Raw genomic sequence first — 19,353 nt, 5'->3', positions numbered from 1 at the left:
GGGGAGCTGCGAACCCAGGCGCCTGCATCTTTCCCTCTCTCCTTCTGGTCATGCCCGCTCCCCCCCCCCTCCGTCATTCCCGCGAACGCGGGAATCCAGGGTTGATGGCGCTTTCGTGGGGGAAAGGCGCATCTGTTGCGTCGAGTGCATCCGTCACTGGTTCCCACCCTGGGTCCCCGCGTTCGCGGGGACGACGGGGGCGGGGATGGGGCCGTAATACTCGAGGGGGAGGACTTCGGGGGCGCCCTCCACGACCCAGGAGAGCAGGCTGCGGCCATCCCCGGCGGCTTCGATCACCCGCATCCCCTCGGGCTCCCAAACGGCATGCCCGCCGGTCTCGGAGACGCCATGGACGCGGAGGAGGCGCCCGGTTTCGGCCTCCCAGAGCTTGAGGGTGCCGTCGTTCCCGGCGGAGAGGAGGCGCCGCCCGTCCGGCGAAAACGCGCAGGAAATGATAGAGGTGCCGTGTTTCATAGTGTCGGAGAGGGTGCGCCCGGTTTCGGCGTCCCATAGGCGGAGGGTGCCGTGGGTCCCCCCCGAAAGGAGGCGCCGCCCGTCCGGCGAAAACGCGCAGGAAGTGATCCCAGCGCCGTGTTTCATGGCGGAGAAGAGGCGCCCGGTTGCGGTCTCCCAGAGGCGGAGGGACCCGTCGAATCCGCTTGAGAGGAGGTGCCGACCGTCCGGTGCAAACGCGCAGGACGAGATACTGCGGCCCTGTTCCATGGTGGAGAGGACGCGCCCGGTTTTGGCGTCCCAGAGGCGGAGGGTACCGCCTCCGCCCGAGAGGACGCGCCGTCCGTCCGGCGAAACCGCGCAGGAATTGATTCCAGGGCCGTGTTCCATGGCGGAGAGGAGGTGCCCGGTTTCGACCTCCCAGATGCGGAGGGTGCCGTCTTCTCCGCCCGAGAGGAGGCGCCGTCCATCCGGCGAAACCGCGCAGGTATTGATCGAGGTGTCGTGTTCCATGGTGGAGAGGAGGTGCCCGGTTTCGGACTTCCAGAGTTTGAGGCTGTCGTCTCCGGCGGAGAGGAGGCGTCGCCCGTCCGGCGCAAACGCGCAGGAATTGATCCAGGTGCCGTGTTTCCTGATGGAGAGGAGGCGGCCGGCTTCGGCGTCCCAGAGGCGGAGGATGCCGTCCTTACCGCCCGAGAGTAGGCGCCGCCCGTTCGGTGAAAACGTGCAGGAGCTTAAAAGGTTCCGATCTTTTTGAGAGTGGCGAAGGAGGCGCCCGGTTTCGGCTTCCCAGAGTTTGAGGGTGCCGTCAAACCCACCGGAGAGGAGGTGCCGCCCGTCCGGCGAAAATGCGCAGGACCAGATGGGACCGTCCTGCTCAAAGGTGGAGAGGAGGCGCCCGGTTTCGATATCCCAGAGGCAGAGGGCGCCCCCTCTCCCACCCGAGAGAAGGTGCCGCCCGTCTGGCGAAAACGCGCAGGACAGGATCCATTCGCCGTGTTTCATGGTGGAGAGGAGGCGCCCGGTTTCTGCCTCCCAGAGTTTGAGGGTGCCGTCATTTCCAACCGAGAGGAGGCGCCGCCCGTCCGGGGAAAACGCACAGGACAGGATCGATTCGCCGTGTTTCATGGTGGAGAGGAGGCAACCGGTTTCGGTGTCCCAGAGGCGGAGAGTGCCGTCTCTTCCGCCCGAGATGAGGCGCCGCCCGTCCGGGGAAAACGCGCAGGAATCAATCCAGATGCTGTTATTCATGGCGGAGAGGAGGCGCCCGGTTTCGGCCTCCCAGAGGCGGAGGGTGCCGTCGTCCCCGCCCGAGATGAGGCGCCGCCCGTCCGGGGAAAACGCGCAGGAGGTGATCCAGTCGCCGTGTTCCATGGCGGAGAGGGCGCGCCCGGTTTCGGCGTCCCAGAGGCGGAGGGTGCCGTCGTCCCCGCCCGAGATGAGGCGCCGCCCGTCCGGGGAAAACGCGCAGGATTGGATCCGGGTGCCGTGCTCAATGGCGGAGAGTATGCGCCCGGTTTCGGCGTTCCAGAGGCGGAGGGTGCCGTCCTCCCCGCCCGAGAGGAGGCGCCGCCCGTCTGGCGAAAACGCGCAGCATTGGACGGGACCCGTTGCAAGCCAGAACAGGCGCGCCGCAGGGGGGGGAGGTCCGGGCGTGGGCGCAATGACCGGGGTCAGGGTCGCCGTGTCCGGGGTTTGGGGGAAGTTCCGTCCGTGAATCACATGGGGGCGGAGGCCTCTGGCGTTCTCCCAGGTCGTTTCGGTCATGTCGCAGGACCGGAAGACCGTCGCCGATAGGCTCGCGCCGTCCAGGTGGGCGCCGGTCAGGTCCGCGTCTTCCAGCTCCGCTTGGGCGAGGTGGGCGTTGGAAAAGTCCGCCTCGACCAGCCGGGTTCCGGGGAAGCGGGTGCGGCGCAGGTGGGCGCCAGAGAAATCCGCGCCCGTCAGATCGAGGGGGTGGTCCGCCGTGCCGAAAACGCCGTCGTCCAGTTCCGCCTCCGTGAGCGACAGGCCCCGGAGGCGTGGGCAGGGCAGGGCGCGGCGGACCGCTCGGTTGGCGTAGGTCAGGATGGTTTCGTTGACCGGGGGGCGGCGGAGGGGCACCCAGCGGTCCAGGGTGGCCAGGGGGGCGGGATCCTCCGCCAGCATTTGTCCCAAAAAGTCCAGGGTTTCGGGGCTGGGCGTTGGCAGCACCCAACGGTCGGGCTGGTCGGCCTTCTGGGCGTCATAGAGATAGCTGGCAAGGAAGAACTCCTGCAAGGAGGTATGGGCGAAGCGGAAGGTGCCGCCGTCCTCGTCCTCGTTCTCCTCGACCCGGCGGAGGAAGGTGGCGGTGCGCAGGTCCTCCTTCAACTGGTCCAGGCCGATGGACTCGTTCCATTGGTAGTGACGGCGAAGCTTGGGGTTTTCGTCCAGCCAGTCGAGGAACCAATCCTCGAGCTCCCCGGCGGGTAGACCCGCATTTTTGTCGCGCCACAGGGTGGCGGCCAAATGGGCGGCGAGGTGCATCTTGTGGTCCGGCTCGATGCGGTGCTTGCCCTGGTCGCGGTCGAGCCAGCGGCGAACCATTTTGCGGTAGAGAGTCACCCCATGGACCGGGCGCCCGCCAAGGCGTTCCTCCTCGATATCGGGAATGAAGTCAGAGACCAGTTTCAGGGTGAAGGGCCGTTGGGTCAGGTCCTCCAGATCATGGACGGAGCGGACCGTGTCCATGATGCGGGTCAAGTCGGCGTCTTCTACCTTCAGGGCGCTGGCGAGGTATTTGGCGACTTGTTCCTCGCTGAGGGGGAGGAGGACCAGGGCGCGGTATCTGTCCGCTGTGACTTCGCCCCGTTCCTGCCCGGTGAAATGGGTTTTCTGGTCGCGCAGGGTGCGGAAATACTGGGTGCGGCAGGTGACGACCACCCTTGCGGGGGCGGCGCCTGCCTTGTCTCTGATGCGCGCGGTATGGTCGGGGATGAGTTTTAGCAGACCGTTGGTGAAGATCTGACCGTCGGCCTCCTTCAACTTGACGAGGACCTCGTCCAGGCCGTCGAGGAAGACCACGGCGCCCTGTTCCATCCAGGTAAAGACGTTTTCCAGGGTATAGGCTTCGTCCCCGTCCGTGGCCCAGCCCCGGCGCATGCATTCCTCCAGGGCTTCGCGCAGGTCCGGGGTGCGTTTGTCCAGGCCGGTGATATGGCGCAGGTCGAAGTAGAGCGGGAGGGGACGGGTGGGGTCGGCCTTTCGGGCGGCGTCCATCTCCTGGGCCAGTTTTTGGCAGGTGACGGTTTTGCCCATGCCGTATTCCCCCAGCAGGGCGAAGAGGGGCGGGGCGGTTTTTTCTACGGTCCAGGCACGGAGGGCGTCGAGGACTTTGACGCCCTCGGTCCCCGCGCCCCGGTGGGCGCGGATTTCGTCCTTGAGAAAACTGGTATGGGAGCCCTCGGCGTCGAGGATGAACAGCTCCTCGGGGATGGCCTCGCCGTCGTATAGGTGCATGGGGGCGCGGGGGCGGGGGCCGCGTTTCCGGGGGCGGGGGTCGTTCGGATCGGGGCGGGGCGGGGAACCGTCGTGGAGGGGACCCATGTCCAGGGCGGCCTTGACCACCAGGGCGGCATGTTTGGCGGCCATGGCTTGGTCCTGCTCCTTGCGGGGATTGGATTTGTTTTCGCCCCAATCGCAGATGGCCTTGACGACGATCCAATCGCTTTGGCGGCGCAGGGCCGCGGCCATCAGGCCAACGCCTTCCATTTCTCCGCCGACCGCTTCAGGTTCGATGGCGCGGAGTTTGTCCTTGAAGGATTTGCTGTCCACCAGCTTGGATCCGCTCAGGATCACGCCAAAACGCAGTTTGGGCCAATGCAGGGCGCAATCCGGTTGGGCGAGCATGGCATGGTCCAGGCTGCGGAACCGTCCGACCAGGACGGGGGAGGCCTGGTTGCGGTGGCCCCGTGCGGTTTCCGTGCCGTCCTCGTTCATGCGGCCCATGTCGTAATCCCGGACGGCGGTGGAGACGAGCACGTCGCCGATGGCCTGTTTCCCCCCCATGCCGAAGGCGATGCCGAGGGCGATGATGGTCCGGGGTGCCCAATGGCGAATGGCTTCTCCCACGGCGGCGTGGGTCTCCTGGGGGCCTTGCTCGCTGACCCGCAGAAGGATGGACATGCCGCCATGGCGCCCCAAGCGGAAATAGGGCACCCCGTCGCGGGTGTCGGTCGGCGCGGGACCCTGTGGGTGGAAGGCGGTCAGGGCCGCTTTGGTCTCGTGTTCGTTGAAGGTCAGAAGCACCACATCGGGGGCATCGAAATCCAGGCCCCGCTGATCGTCCAAGAAGCGATCCTCTGGCACGGCGTTGATGTCGCCCGTATGGGCCAGGGCCGGGCCGGGGGTGGGGCCTTCGAACCAAAGCTCCCGTTGGGAGCCGCGTTTCTTGTCCTGGGTGATCTCCAGGCGGAGGGGGAGGGATTGGCCCTCTGCCGCATCATTGATCTGCTTGATCAGGCGGTTGAGCTGGGCGTTGGCGCTGGCGGGGGTGGCGAGGCTGAACAGGTCCCCGTGCACCCGGCCAACGGTGATATGCCCGTTTTCCTCCATGAGGGCCAGGAGGGCGTCCAGGTGCTTTTTCAAGGCGCCCGTCACATCCAGATTGGCAGCGGCACGCTTGGCGAAATAGGCATTGAGCTCGGGCATGACGGCATCTCCGCATTTGGTATTTACGGATGCTGCGCGCCTGAGGTGTGAGAGTCAAGGGATTGTGTTTGATATGTTTGAATTGAGTTTGATGTGAAGGTTGGCCATAAAAAAAGCCCGGCGCGGGGGCCGGGCTTCTCAGGAATGGTGGGGTTCGGGGAGGCTTGGCCTCCCCGATAGGGGTGCGGGGACGACGTCCCCGCCTGTTGTGCTTAAGCCAAAGACTCGCAGAAGCGCTTGATGCGGATGCAGGCCTCGGTCAGGTTCTCGGTCGAGGTGGCATAGCTGATGCGGAAGTAGGGCTCCAGGCCGAAGGCGGCGCCCTGCACGGCGGCGACGCCTTCTTCCTCCAGCAGCTTGGTCACGAAGACCGTGTCGTTCTCGATCACCGTGCCGTCTTTGGTCTTCTTGCCGATCACGCCCGCGCAGGAGGGATAGACGTAAAAAGCCCCCTCCGGTGTGCCCACCGAAAGTCCCGGGCATTCGTTGATCATCTTGACCACCAGATCCCGGCGCTCCTTGAACACGGCGTTGCGCTCGGCCAGGAAGTCCAGCGGGCCTTCCAGGGCGGCCTTGGCGGCGGCCTGGGAAACGGACGAGGTATGGGTGGTCGACTGGCTTTGGATCTTGTTCATCGCCTTGATGACCTCGACCGGGCCCGCCGCGTAGCCGACGCGCCACCCCGTCATGGCGAAGGACTTGGAGACCCCGTTCAGCGTCAGGGTGCGGTCCTTCAGCTTGGGCTCCACCTGGGCGATGGTGGTGAATTTGAAGCCGTCGTAGACCAGATGCTCGTACATGTCGTCGGTCATGATCCAGACATGGGGGTGCTTGAGCAGCACGTCGGCGATGGCCCGCAGCTCGGACTCCGCATAGGCCGCGCCGGTCGGGTTGGAGGGGCTGTTCAGCACCAACCACTTGGTCTTGGGTGTGATGGCCTTGTCCAGGTCGGCGGGCTGCAACTTGAAGCCGACCTCGGGACCGCAGGGCACGAAGACGGGCACGCCGCCGGCGAGCAGGGTGATGTCCGGATAGCTCACCCAATAGGGAGCCGGGACGATCACTTCCTCGCCCTCGTTCAGGGTCGCCATCAGGGCGTTGTAGATGGTTTGCTTGCCACCGCAGCCGACGGTGATTTCCTCGGGGGTGTAGTCCAGGTCGTTCTCGCGCTTGAGCTTGGCGCAAATGGCCTTACGCAGGGCGGGCGTGCCGGGGACGGCGGTGTATTTGGTCTCCCCGGCCTTGATGGCGGCGACGGCGGCGTCTTTGACATGCTCGGGAGTATCGAAGTCCGGCTCTCCGGCGCCCAGCCCGATCACGTCGCGGCCCGCGGCCTTGAGCTCGGCGGCCTTGGTGGTCACCGCGATGGTCGGTGACGGCTTGATGACGGACAGACGCGTGGCGACGATCGACATGGTGTTCCTCGGAATCAATGAAGTCGATGGGAGGGGTGGGAATTGGGGTCGCGCGTCCTACGGATCGACGGGCGAGCGCAAAAACCTACTCCCGGTCCGCCTTGCGCGCAAGGCCTGCTAAAGTCCCGGGGGCCGGATTGCCAGGGTTATGGCCAGGGTCATGGCCGGGGGTCATGGCCGGGGCCAGGTGCTGGATATGTGATGGACCCCTGGACCACCCGGTTCCGCCCGTCGGCCTTCGCCAGGTAGAGGGCTTGATCAGCGGCCTGCAGCAGGTGGTCCAGGACCGGTCCCCTGTCGGACAGATCTCGGCCCCTTGTCTGGACCATGCCAATGCTCGCTGTCAGAGGAAGGGTCGTGTTCACCGCATCCCTTGGGGATGCCGTGTTCACCGCATCCCCAAGGGATAGGGGCGTTCCGGCGATGCGGGCGCAAATGGTTTCGGCCAGGGCACGGGCCTCGGGTTCTGTCAGGCCGGGGAGCAGCAGGGCGAATTCCTCGCCCCCCATGCGCGCGAGCAGTCCATCTTCGCCCCGGGACTCCCGAAGCAGAGTCGCCACATGGCAGAGGGCCCGGTCGCCCACCGCATGCCCATGGGTGTCGTTCACCCCTTTGAAGTGGTCCAGATCCAAAGCCAGCACCCCCAGGGGGAGGTCCTCCCTCCGGACCCGGTCGAGGATCTCCCCGGCCCGGACGAAGAAATCCCGGCGGTTGCGGAGACCGGTCAGCGGGTCCCGTTCGGCAAGGTGACGCAAGCGGCCGTTGAGGCGTTCGATGGTGACGCCGACACAGCCGAAACCCGTCACCAGAGTCGATAGGATCGACGCCAGAAACAGAATTTGCGCGTGCTCACTGTCGTCCAGAAGGGCTCCGTTGGGGTGGGCGAGGAGAAAGTAAGGGACCCGCGCCAAGTGGAACAGACCGGTAAAGAGAAAGCTGCCAACCAGAAGTTTACCCAGCAGATAGGCCGGGTCCCGCCACAGCGGCCAGAAGGCCCTGGCAATGAGGAGGGTGTAGCCCCCCATCATCGAAGAACTGAGCGCCGCGCGGAGGGGAAAAGAGGTGTGGAGGACAACCAGGATGGAGATCGCCCCCAGGTAGGCCAGGGAGAAGAGGAGCGCAGGCAGCGAACTTGCCGGTCTCTCTCGTCCCATGAAGGTCAGGGTTCCCAACCAAGCGACATGAACACCCAGGAGCAAGAACCCCTGTCCCACCAGAATGGAGAGCGGCATAGAGAGAACGTCGCGGGCGGACAGGATCAACAGCGCAAGGAGGACGAAGAGCCGTCCCAGGGCCCATTCCCCCAATCCGGGAGAGGTGCGGTCCCGCCACCAAAGCATTCCCAAAACAAGAGCCGACATGGCTTGGACCAGCAGCAGGACAATGATCAGTGTCGGAACGTGCAGAGTCATGGCCTGAGGAGCGCTTTCGTCCAGTAGACGATGCGAGGGTGGTGAAAGATGTGGGGATGGCGAAAAAAGAGACCCTGTGTTTCCGGATTAGGACTGTTTGCCATGCTCTTACTGCTTGGGTTTCCGCCTGTGCGGGATAGACGTCCACAGTAAACCTAGAGGATGGTCTGCCCGTTCGGGAAGGTGGAAAATGGAGGTGGATCAGTCTTGTTTTTTCGTTTGGATCAACGGGATAGGCGGCCTGTTTTCGTGGTGAAACAAAGGCGGGTGCCGACGTTAAGAGGGAATGCCGGAAAAATCCTTGTGGGACAAGCGGTTCCGCCCAGACTCCTTGGCTGCGGCGAGTGTTTCTTCCGCCATCTGCAGGAGGGTATCGATGGGAGGGCGAGGACACCCTGGTTCTGGGGCTCCAAGGGTCGCGACACCGATGCTGACGGTTATGATGACGGGGCCGGAACGGATTGGTGCCGGGTGCTGCTCCACGAGGGCTCTGGCGGTTTCTGCCAGGGTGAGGGCGTCCTCCCGGTTTGCGCCGGGCATGGCCAGGGCGAATTCCCCACCGCCGATATGGGCCAGAATGTCGCCCTTCCGTGCGACCGTCGACAAGAGGTTCGCGAAGTGACGCAGGGCGCGGTCCCCAGCGACCATTCCTTGGCTGTCGTTCACACGGCTGAAGTGGTCCGGATCAATAGCCAGGACCGAGAAAGGGCTGTACGGGTCACGGGCTTGAAGGCTGGTCGCCCCCTCAAGGAAGGCCCGCCGGTTGTTCAGTCCGGTCAGGGGATCGCGGTCGGCTTGGATGCGAAGCCGTTTCCCGAGTTTTTCAGCGGTGACGCCAATAGATCCGAAAGCAAGGAGCCAAGAGTGTACAATTGCTGCAACAACGACACGGGAATTATGGATGTTGTTCTCAAGGTTGCTCTGCGGCAGGGGAGTTTCGCTGAAAAAGGACAGAAACAAACGCACCAAATGGGCTGCCAGGATCAGGCAAAGACAAACGATAAGGAATTTGCCCATGGGATGGAATCGATCCCGCCACATGGGCCAAAGGGCGATGATCTGAAGCAGCGTCATGGCGCTTGCCACCGAAACCATCAGGATCACCCGGGATTGGAAGGAGGGGGAGGCAAAAGTGTAGTAATACAGAAGGATCGTAAAGGCGAAGAGACCGAATAGGGCCGGAAGGTGACCCCAGCCCCTCGGTCGGGGGCGCTCCATAAAGTCCCAGGTCGCCAGAGCGGTGATGTAGAAGCCTACGACGAGAAAGAGGTTTCCAGACGGGATCGCCACGGAAGAGGGGATGGAGAGGATGTCTCGGCCAAAGACCAAAAGCATGCCGATAGCCATCGTCAAGTAACCGAGCCACCACCCCTTCAACCCGGGTTCTTCGCGGTATGGAAACCACAGAACGGTAAAACATCCTAATTTCAGAATCTCTAATATGAAGAAAACCAAAAGCAGGGTGGGAAGATGGAGGTGATCCATGAGCCCCCCCATTCAGCGCCTCCAGAAGTCGCGGCTGAACAACACAAGAAGGGTGAAAAACTCCAACCGGCCAAGGAGCATTCCCAGGGCCAGGAGCCATTTCGCCGAATCCGGGAGAATGGCGAAATTGCCCGAGGGTCCGATCAGGGGGCCCAGGCCCGGACCCACGTTGCCCACGGCCGTCGCCGCGCCGGACAGGGCCGTAACCCAATCCAACCCCAGCAGAGTGAGACCCAAGGCGATGAAGGCCGTGGTCGCGCCGGTTGCGAAGAAAAAGAGCACAACCGAGGCGGCGACATCCTCATCAATGGGATTGCCCCGGTAGGTGGAGAGAATGATCGAATGGGGCAGGTAGCGTCGCCGGACGTGGGCGCGCATGACCTTGTAGGCAATCTGATAGCGGAAGGTTTTGATGGCGCCCGAGGTGCTGCCCGTACAGCCCCCGGCGAAGGTGATCAGAAAGAAGAACATCACAGCAAAGTCTCCCCAGAGGGTGTAGTCCTCGGAGGCGAAGCCGGTGGTGGTGACCACGGATGTGATGTTGAAGGCTGCCGCCGTGATGGCAGCGGGGAAGCTCTTATCGGAGGTCAACCATAACCACGTTCCGACGAAGAGCCAACAGCCGACCAGGAAAGTCAGAAAGGTGCGGACTTGGGAGTCCTTGAACAGGACCTCGGGTCGCCCCCTTGCGGCCTGGACGAACAGAAGGAAGGGCATGGCTCCCAAGATCATGCCCAGGACGGCAATCCACAACACACCGGGCCCCATGGTGCCCATGGAGGTGTCCCAATTGGAGAATCCGCCGGTGGACACCGTGGTGAAGGCGTGGCAAATGGCGTCGAACATGGTCATCCCGCCCAGCATGTACCCCAAGGCGACGGCGACGGTGATGACCAGGTAGATGACGGAAATGGACAGGCCCAGCTCGCCGATGCGGGTCAGTCCCCGTTCGGAGGTATCGGAGCTTTCCATGCGGAACAGCTGCATGCCGCCAACCCGGAGCACCGGCAACAGGGCGATGGCCATGCCGATGATGCCGATTCCCCCCACCCATTGCTGCAAAGCCCGCCAAAACAGAATGCCTGGGGGCATGTGGTCCAGATCGTGGATGACCGTCGACCCGGTGGTGGTCAGGCCGGAGATGCTTTCGAAGACCGCATCGCCCAGGTCCAGACTGGTGGTGGCGAAAATAAAGGGCAGGCTGCCGAACAATCCCAACACCACCCAGGACAGGCAGGTGAGCAGGAAGCCCTGTTTCAGGTTCAGCCGGATCGGTCGACGCCAGTTGGAGGCCACCAACATCAGGCCCGAAAACAGTGTCAGCCCCGCAGCTTGGAGGAAGCCGAGCCAATCGTGGTCGTGGACGACGAAATCCAGTAACGCGGGCGCCAACATGGAGAGACCCAGGGCGCTGACCAGCACACCCAGCACGAACAGCACGGGGACCAGCTCCAGTCCACCCAGGCTCAGGCCCGGGCGCTCATGATCCTGGGGGGCGATCAAGGCCATGGAAACAAGCATCCTTCCGACCCGAATGAGCCTGCCCCATCCGGTTCCCCAACCCTATCGGTCAAGACCGGCCCCTGGTCAAGGGTGCCATGCGGTCTTATCTTAATTGGACACCTTTTCTCCGTCCCGTTCGGTCAAAGCTCTCTTTCTTTCAGGTCCATGCCCATGTCCGGTTTCGCGCCCGTTTTGATGCCCCTCTACGAACGCCCGCCGGCTGGTCCCAAAGCGGAATTCCGGCTGGCCAGCGACTACCAGCCTGCGGGCGACCAACCCACGGCCATTGCGGAACTGTTGAGGGGCCTGGACGCGGGCGAGCGGGATCAGGTGCTGTTGGGAGTTACCGGGTCGGGTAAGACCTACACCATGGCCCAATGCATCCAGGCCCAGGGGCGGCCCACCCTGATCCTCGCGCCGAACAAGACCTTGGCCGCCCAATTGTATGGGGAATTCAAAAGCTTCTTCCCCGATAACGCGGTTGAGTACTTCGTTAGTTACTACGATTACTACCAGCCGGAAGCCTATGTTCCGCGCACAGACACCTATATCGAGAAGGACTCCAGCATCAACGAGCAGATTGACCGGATGCGCCATTCGGCCACCCGGGCCCTGCTCGAACGGCGCGATGTCGTGATCGTTGCTTCGGTGTCCTGCATTTACGGTATCGGTGCTGTAGAATCCTATTCCAGAATGATTGTTCCGATTTCCGTGGGGCAGACCTTCCCGCGCAATGACCTGCTCAAGGCGCTGGTGGAGATCCAGTTTACCCGGAATGATATCGCCTTCACCCGGGGGACCTTCCGGGCAAGGGGCGATTCGGTGGAGATTTTCCCCGCGCACTACGAGGATCGGGCCTGGCGGATCAGCCTGTGGGGCGACGAAGTGGAATCCCTCAAGGAGTTCGATCCCCTGACCGGTCAGGTCACCTCGGACATGGAGAAAGTGGTGGTTTATCCGGCGAGCCACCATGTGACACCCCGACCCGCCCTCTCCCAGGCCATGCGCACCATCAAGGAAGAGTTGAAAGGTCGGCTGGAGGAGCTGACCAGCCAGGGCAAGCTGCTGGAGGCGCAACGGCTGGAACAACGGACGACCTTCGACCTGGAGGTGATGGGCGCCACGGGCCATTGCAAATCCATCGAAAACTATTCCCGTCACCTGACCGGACGCAGGCCCGGCGACGCGCCGCCAACCCTGTTCGAATACCTGCCCGAGGACGCCTTGCTGTTCGTGGACGAAAGCCATGTGGCCGTCCCCCAGATCGGAGGCATGTTCCGAGGCGACTTTAACCGCAAGACGGTGCTGGCAGATTATGGCTTCCGCCTGCCGTCCTGCGTCGACAACCGCCCCCTCAAGTTCGAGGAATGGGAGGTCATGCGGCCCCAATCGATCTTCGTCTCGGCCACCCCTGGCCCCTGGGAGCTGGAGCGGGTGGGCGGTGTGGTCGCCGAACAGGTGATTCGTCCCACGGGTCTGCTCGATCCCGTTTGCATCATCCGACCGGTGGAAACCCAGGTGGACGACCTGCTGGCGGAAACCCGTGAGGTAACGGCCAAGGGGTTCCGGGTGCTGGTGACCACTCTGACCAAGCGGATGGCCGAGGATCTGACCGAATACCTGACCGAACAGGGCATCCGGGTGCGCTATATGCATTCCGATGTGGACACTTTGGAGCGGATCGAGATCATCCGCGACCTGCGTTTGGGCTCCTTCGACGTGCTGGTCGGCATCAACCTGCTGCGCGAGGGATTGGACATCCCCGAATGCGGTCTGGTGGCGATCCTGGATGCGGACAAGGAAGGCTTTCTACGGTCCAAGACCTCTCTGATCCAGACCATCGGGCGGGCGGCGCGAAACGTGGAAGGGCGGGTGTTGCTTTACGCCGACAAGATGACGGCCTCGCTGCAATTCGCCCTCGACGAGACCAGCCGCCGTCGGGAAAAGCAAATGGCCTATAATGCCGAGCACGGTATCACCCCGGAAACGGTGCGCTCCAAGATCTCCGACGTGCTGACCAGCGTTTACGAGAAGGACTATGTGACCGTCGACCTGGGAGCCTCCGGTGGGACGGAATTGGTCGGCAAATCCCTGCGCGAGCATATCGCGGACCTGGAGAAACGGATGCGCGCCGCCGCTGCGGACCTGGAGTTCGAGGAGGCCGGCCGCCTACGTGACGAGATCAGACGCCTGGAAGCCCAGGATCTGGGGCTGCCGCCGGACGGCGCTCCGGGGACGGCTGGGTCTTCGCCGCTTTTGGCCTCGGCAGCCCGGGGACGCGGGGCTGTGGCCAAGACCTCCAAGGGGAAAGGGAAGGCCCGCACCCGCAGGAAGTAAGCTGTCGACGACGAGAGAGCGAAGACATGAGGGCTGTCTCACAGGAGGCGACAGTATCTCGTCTTTTTTGGGCGATAGCCCAAGCCCATTTGGGGGCAAATGCCCCCAAACCCCCATTTTTTTTAGCCCGGGGTCTGGGGCCTTACGGCCAATAAATGCCCGGGGTCTGGGGCCTTACGGCCCCAGTGGGGGACGGGGAAAAGCCCCGTGACTGCATAGCGCTCTCCGGCGTGTACTGTGAAAACCGGTGCCCACTTTTTCTCATTTCACTTTGAGCATCCGGCTCTAGTGCCCTCCGCCGCCGGCACTGGGTCCCATTTTGGGGCGACGCATAAGCGGGGCGAGCAGGACGAGGCTGACGAAAACCACGGTCAGGGCCACGAACACGTCCCCGAAAGCCATGACCGTGGCCTGTTGCCGGACAATCAGGCTCATCTGTTTCAGGGCTGCGGCGCTGGCATTCGACCCCAGATCGGCGAAGGCGCCTGTCAAATGGGCCAGGGTTTCCTCGACTCCGGGTCGCCCCCAACTCACCTGCTCGCGCAGGCGGGCCAAATGCAGGTCCGTGCGGTCGTTGAGCATGGTGTTGATCAGGGCCAGTCCGACCGCACCACCCAGGTTCCGGGTGACGTTGAACAGACCCGAGGCGTTTTTAATGGCATGCGGCTCCAAGGTTCCGAGTGAGATGTTGGTGATGGGCACCATGCAGAGCATCAGGGAGACACCGCGCAAGATTTGGGGAACGAAGAGCTCCCAGAAATCCCAATCGGCGGTGATTTTGCTGGCCATATAGGTTCCCATGCCAAATCCAATGAAGCCGATGCCGATCATGATCCGAGGATCAATGGCCCGGGAGAGCCGTCCGGCGATGGGAGCGGTCATGAACATGCACAAACCGGTGACAAACATGGTCTCGCCGATCATCAGGGCTGAGTAATCGCGAATTTGCGCAAGATAGACCGGATAGAGGTAGGTCAGGCCATAGAGGCCGATTCCCATGGTAAAGCTGAGCAGGGCGCCGGCGGCGAAGTTGCGGTTACTGAAAGCGCGCAGGTCCACAATGGGCGTTGTTGCCGTGAAGGCTCGGGTAAAAAAGCCAATGGCCCCCGTGACCGAGATGATGGTGAAAATGGTGATCCATTTATCCTCGAACCAGTCATTGCCGGGGCCTTCCTCCAGCACGAATTCCAAGCCACCCAGAAAGGCGATCATGGAGCCCAAACCCAACCAGTCGAAGCGGTCAAGCAGAGACAGGTCCGGTTTGTCGAAGTCGATGAGGACCAGGGTCGCGCTGGTCACCAGGATGCCCGGCAGGATGTTGACCAGGAACAGCCAGTGCCAGGAAAACAGCTCGGTCAAATAGCCCCCCACCGTCGGGCCGATGGTGGGGGCCAAGGTCGCCACCAAACCGATGATTGGCGAGATGATATGCTGCTTTTCCCGGGGGAAGATGGTGTAGGCCGTGGCGAAGGTTGTCGGGATCATCGCTCCGCCGATGAACCCTTGGAGCGCCCGATAGATGATCATCTGATCAATGGTGGTTGCCGTCGAGCAGAGCAGGCTCATCAGCGTGAACCCCCCGCAGGAGAGCACGAAGATCCAGCGGGTTGAGAAGGCCCGGGAGAGGAGCCCCGACAGGGGGATCATGATCACTTCGGCGATCAGGTAGGCGGTCTGCACCCAGGAGATTTCATCGAGACTGGCCGACAGGCCCGCCTGGATATCTGACAGCGAGGCCGAGACGATCTGGATGTCCAGGATCGCCATGAACATGCCGAAAACCATGCAGATGAAGGCGATCAGTTGCTTCTTCTCGATCGGCTTTGGGGCCGGGGCGGGCAGGGCCAGGGGAGCTTGGGACATGGTTAACCTGCTTTGGGATGACCTGCTTTAGGGAGGGTCGACTTTAGGGGTTGGATTCGGCGACTTGAGCACCTTTTTGGGTGGGGGGGCTGCCCTTGGTGTTCACCGTTACGACGACGCTCATGCCGGGACGGGGTATGGGGGGCATGGTGCCCGATTTCGCAGCACTCTGCGGTGTGTCGAAGGCCACCCGCACGGGCATGCGCTGGACGATTTTGGTGAAGTTGCCCGTGGCATTTTGCGGCGGCAACAGGCTGAACTCTGCCCCCGAAGCCGGAGAAAGGCTGTCCACATGGCCATGGAAGGTGGTGTCAGGGTAGGCGTCGATGGCAATATCCACGGGCTGGCCGGGCTGGAGAGCCGCCAACTGGGTTTCCTTGAAATTGGCATCGACATAGACCGCCTCCAGGGGCACCAGGGCGGCCAGACGCTGCCCCGGGGTGATGTACTGACCCACTTCCACGGCGCGGTTGCCGACCACCCCGTCGATGGGGGCGCGGATGGTGGCGAAGGTCAAATTCCGTTCGGCTTGGTCCAGGGCGGTGGCCAGCTCGGCCCGCTGCCCCTCGGCTTCCGTTACGCGGGCCTTGAGGACAGCCTGGTCCGACGTGGCCGTTGCAAGTTGCGCCCAGGAGGCATCCAGATCCGCCATGGCTTCGTTCCTGTCGGCCCGAGCGTCATCCAACGAGCGGTCCGCTGCCACGCCGCTATGCACGAGTTTCGATTGGCGGTCGAATTCCCGGTTGGCCCGGTCCAAAGCAGCTTCCGCCGCCTGGACCTTCGCTTCTTTTTCCGAGATGGTCGAGCTGCTGGAGGTCGCTTCCAGCCTCAAACGGTCCAAGGTTGCATCCTGGGTAGACAGGCGATCCTTGGCTTCTTGCACGGCCAGACGAAGGTCGCCATCGTCGATGGTCGCCAGCACGTCTCCGGCCTTCACCCAATGGTTCTCTGCCACGGGAACAGCACTGACATAACCCGAGACCTTGGCAGCTACGATGGTCGTGTCGGCCTTCACATAGGCGTCGTCTGTGGACACATGGAAGCGGCCGACGGTCCACCATTCATAGCCCTGGAACCCGGCTCCGATAGCCAGTGCCGCAGCAATACCCAAGGGAATGAGCTTTTTCGCCGCAGATTTCTTGCGTGGGGGGGGGGACGCGGTGGCGCCGGAGGGTGCGGCCACCGCGCCCCCATTCCCTCCTCCCTCCGACCGCAGTGCCGGGGGGTGGCCGGCGGACTCCGCTGACGTCTTGGCCGGGGGGGCAGCCGAGGCGTCTGACCCACGGGTGGGGAGGGGCTGGGAGGTGGACAGGGGAGGAAGGGATGTGGATGGGGGTGAGGAAGACTCCCGGGTCCCCCGGTTCACCTGATCTGTGCGTGTCGCGGGGTTGTCTTGAGCCATGGGGGTCTTCCTCCGTCTATTTTGTTCGGTCCATTGCACAAAATGGAGCGGAACGGTCGGTCATCGGGAAATGGGTGCCTTTGACCGAACCGTTCGGTCACATGAGAACGTTTATCATTGACCGAACGGTTCGGTCAATGCATTTTATCGAAGGATCCAGACGACGAGGCGGTACCCTCGTCAGAGGGGCGCGTCCGTCGTTTGGTCTTTAGATCACGTTTATGAAATCAGGTCTGTCCGACCTGATTTCATAAACGTGATCTAAATGGCTCATTTGCCCCAATCGACTGTGTTATGGGGGGGTATTAAAGTGTGAGCTGTATAGCGACTGTGTGACGAACCGGTTCGGGCCATTGTGACCCGACTATCTTGCCTATTCGGGAAAATAAATGACCAAGGCCATGACCATTCACTCTGCTCCGACGTCCCACCTGTCTGGTGATGGGGGCGAGCTGCCCAAGCGGCAGGAAATTATCGAGGGGGCGCGTCAGGTTTTTCGGGCGGCGGGTTTCGATGGGGCGAGCATGGCTCAGATCGCCCGGGCTGCGGGGGTGTCCAAGGGGACGCTCTATGTGTACTTCGCGAGCAAGGAAGCCTTGTTCGAAGCCTTGGTGGTCCAGGATCGCCGGAAAGCGGCGGAGGCCATGTTCCAGGTGGACGAGGGCGAGTCGGACGTCCGGACTTTGTTGACACGCTTGGGGGTGAGTTTTGTGACGATCATGGTGCGTCCAGACCATATCGCTCTGATCCGCATGGTTATGGCCGCCGCAGAGAAGTTCCCGGGCGTGGGGCGGGTCTTTTTTGAGACCGGGCCCTGTTTCGGTATGGCCCGGCTTGCCGCCATCCTGGAAAAACGGGTTGAGGATGGCAGTTTGGCCATCTCTGGCGACATCGAACTGGCCGCATCCCAGTTCTTTGCTCTCTGCCAGGGCAAGTTGGTCAAGCCACTGCTTTTCGGGATCGGCGAGGCACCCACCACGGAGGAAATCCGCGCTACCGTGGACAGCGCGGTTGAGGTGTTCATGAAGGCATATGGAGCCTGACGTAGTTTGCCTATCGGTTTGGCCCGAACAGCGCCTCCGCTTCCAGGGCCAAACCGCTGCCGACGGCACCGAAGGTATCGCAGGGCTCCAGGACGGCCTTGGGGAACAGGCGGCGGAGTTGGGCCTGGAGGATCGGCATTTCCGTTGATCCCCCCGTCAGCACCAATAGGTCGATCTGACCCCGCACAAGACCACTGACGTTCAGGCAGGCGTCCATGGCGCCTTCCAGCCGCTGCTGGGCGTCCACCAGGGCGGATTGCAGGTTCTGGGCGGTCAGGGGGATGGAGAAGTCCCGCTCAAGATAGTCCAGCTGCAGGGTCGTGCTGTCCTCCTGGGACAGGGCAATCTTGGCGCCCTCCACATCGCCGGCCAGATGGTGGCCGAGCTGCTCGTAAACCACCGTATACAGGCGTTCGAACCGGGGATCATTGCCGCTGCGCCGGACCAGGGCCTTGACGTCGTTCAGGGCCTGATGGGAGTACAGGGTTTGGATGCGTGGCCAGGACGACAGGTCGCTGAAAATCCAATTGGGGGGCTCCATGCCCTTTTCCCCCAAGGGGACACCCCGTCCGAAATGGGGCATGACCTCGTTGACGCTGAGGACCTGATCGAAGTTGGTGCCGCCGAGCCGGATGCCGTGGTTGCCCAGGATTTCCATCTTCCCACCCTCGGACCCCTCGGCCCCGGGTCGGATATGGATGGTCGAGAAATCCGACGTGCCGCCGCCGATGTCGACCACCAGGGCCACGGCCTCGCGGGTGAAGCGGTGGGCGAAATGGCGGGCGGCGGCCAGGGGTTCCACCTGGAACGCGATCTGCCTAAACCCAAGACCCTCCAGGATTTCGCGCAGGCTGTCCTCGGCAGCCTGATCACCCAAGGGGTCGTCGTCGACGAAATGCACGGGACGGCCATGGACCACTGAGGTGAGTTCTGTCCCGGTCCTGGCTTCCGTCAGCCGCTTGAAATGGCCAATGTAATCACTGATGGCTTGCTTCAAGGGCAGGCGGCCCCGCCCAATTCGGGTGCTTTCCTCAATCAGGCTGGTACCCAGGATGGATTTGATCGAGCGGAGAAGGCGCCCCTCCTCGCCATCCAGATAGGCCCGGACGGCGTCATGGCCAATGAGCGGAGGGCCTCCGGTCTCGGCATAGAAAATCGCCGTGGGCATGGCCCGGCGACCATCTTGAAGGGCCAGAAGGTGGGGCTGGCCGTCCTCGACCATGCCAAGGGTCGAATTGCTGGTTCCGAAGTCCAGGCCACAATGCATCGCGGGTGTCCTCGTCCGAGGCGGGAAAAAGGGCCAGATGGTTTACACACCCAGGCTCTCTTTGTCCAACGGAGGATCCGGATCCGGTTTCTTTAACGGACGAGCAGACTCTCCGCCGCCACGCGGGCCTCGGCGGTGATCTCGGTGCCCGGGAGTAGGTTGTTGGTTGGTAAGTGTTCTTGCGTGAGTTCTTTGAAGAAAAAACTGAATTTTAAGCGGAGTTAAATTTGTTAATATTCACCCCGGAATAGGCGTTGTTTAGAGCAAATCCCGAGCAATCTGGAACAGATTGCGACGGGCGGAACGCACGCCGTAGGCGTGACGATTTGCTTCAATGTCAGAGGTTTAGAGCATGTTGCGTGAATCACTTTTCACGCAACATACTCTAAAAAATTACAGTGAGATTCGATGAAGTGGGTACTGGTTCGTCGCGAAAAATTTCGATTAAACAAAAACTGAGAGCGAGCTTCCGTTTCAGGCTAAACGAATCCTATTTTAGTTA

General features: G+C 62.5%; 10 protein-coding genes. 2 read left to right on the top strand and 8 right to left on the bottom strand.

What is annotated here, in order from left to right; translation table 11 throughout:
* Positions 1-153: 153 nt before the first annotated feature.
* The 5 genes from ACLIRY_RS14865 to ACLIRY_RS14845 all read right to left on the bottom strand — a co-directional run bounded on the left by ACLIRY_RS14865 (position 154) and on the right by ACLIRY_RS14845 (position 10,945).
* Positions 154-5,124: a pentapeptide repeat-containing protein gene (locus tag ACLIRY_RS14865; RefSeq protein WP_413206196.1), complete on the bottom strand. Its 4,971-nt coding sequence runs from the start codon at positions 5,122-5,124 to the stop codon at positions 154-156.
* Between the two features lie 212 nt (positions 5,125-5,336).
* A complete protein-coding gene (locus ACLIRY_RS14860) occupies positions 5,337-6,539 on the bottom strand; it encodes a pyridoxal phosphate-dependent aminotransferase (protein ID WP_413206195.1) in 1,203 nt (400 codons plus the stop codon).
* A gap of 158 nt (positions 6,540-6,697) precedes the next feature.
* On the bottom strand, positions 6,698-7,951 hold the full coding sequence (locus ACLIRY_RS14855) for a GGDEF domain-containing protein (protein ID WP_413206194.1): 1,254 nt from the start codon (positions 7,949-7,951) through the stop codon (positions 6,698-6,700).
* Between the two features lie 276 nt (positions 7,952-8,227).
* A complete protein-coding gene (locus ACLIRY_RS14850) occupies positions 8,228-9,298 on the bottom strand; it encodes a GGDEF domain-containing protein (protein WP_413206193.1) in 1,071 nt (356 codons plus the stop codon).
* 150 nt (positions 9,299-9,448) lie between these two features.
* The gene (locus ACLIRY_RS14845) at positions 9,449-10,945 is read right to left on the bottom strand and encodes a TrkH family potassium uptake protein (protein ID WP_413206192.1); all 1,497 of its coding nucleotides are present in this window, start codon (positions 10,943-10,945) and stop codon (positions 9,449-9,451) included.
* Positions 10,946-11,110: 165 nt separating this feature from the next.
* On the opposite strand from ACLIRY_RS14845, the gene uvrB reads away from it, so the two are divergent.
* Positions 11,111-13,276, top strand: a complete 2,166-nt coding sequence (gene uvrB / locus ACLIRY_RS14840; protein ID WP_413206191.1) for an excinuclease ABC subunit UvrB — start codon at positions 11,111-11,113, stop codon at positions 13,274-13,276.
* 285 nt (positions 13,277-13,561) lie between these two features.
* Here uvrB and ACLIRY_RS14835 read toward each other — a convergent pair whose 3' ends face one another.
* Both ACLIRY_RS14835 and ACLIRY_RS14830 read right to left on the bottom strand, forming a co-directional pair.
* Positions 13,562-15,139, bottom strand: coding sequence for a DHA2 family efflux MFS transporter permease subunit (locus ACLIRY_RS14835; protein ID WP_413206190.1), 1,578 nt, complete (start codon positions 15,137-15,139; stop codon positions 13,562-13,564).
* 43 nt (positions 15,140-15,182) lie between these two features.
* Positions 15,183-16,541, bottom strand: coding sequence for an HlyD family secretion protein (locus ACLIRY_RS14830; RefSeq protein ID WP_413206189.1), 1,359 nt, complete (start codon positions 16,539-16,541; stop codon positions 15,183-15,185).
* Between the two features lie 389 nt (positions 16,542-16,930).
* On the opposite strand from ACLIRY_RS14830, the gene ACLIRY_RS14825 reads away from it, so the two are divergent.
* Complete coding sequence (locus ACLIRY_RS14825) at positions 16,931-17,584, top strand: TetR/AcrR family transcriptional regulator (protein WP_413206188.1); 654 nt, start codon at positions 16,931-16,933, stop codon at positions 17,582-17,584.
* A gap of 10 nt (positions 17,585-17,594) precedes the next feature.
* On the opposite strand, the gene ACLIRY_RS14820 is transcribed toward ACLIRY_RS14825, so the two are convergent.
* Positions 17,595-18,851: an Hsp70 family protein gene (locus ACLIRY_RS14820; RefSeq protein WP_413206187.1), complete on the bottom strand. Its 1,257-nt coding sequence runs from the start codon at positions 18,849-18,851 to the stop codon at positions 17,595-17,597.
* Positions 18,852-19,353 lie beyond the last annotated feature (502 nt).

The sequence above is a fragment of the Rhodospirillum sp. A1_3_36 genome (assembly GCF_047263945.1).
Lineage (GTDB): Bacteria > Pseudomonadota > Alphaproteobacteria > Rhodospirillales > Rhodospirillaceae > Rhodospirillum.
This window is presented reverse-complemented; position numbering and strand designations above follow the sequence as displayed.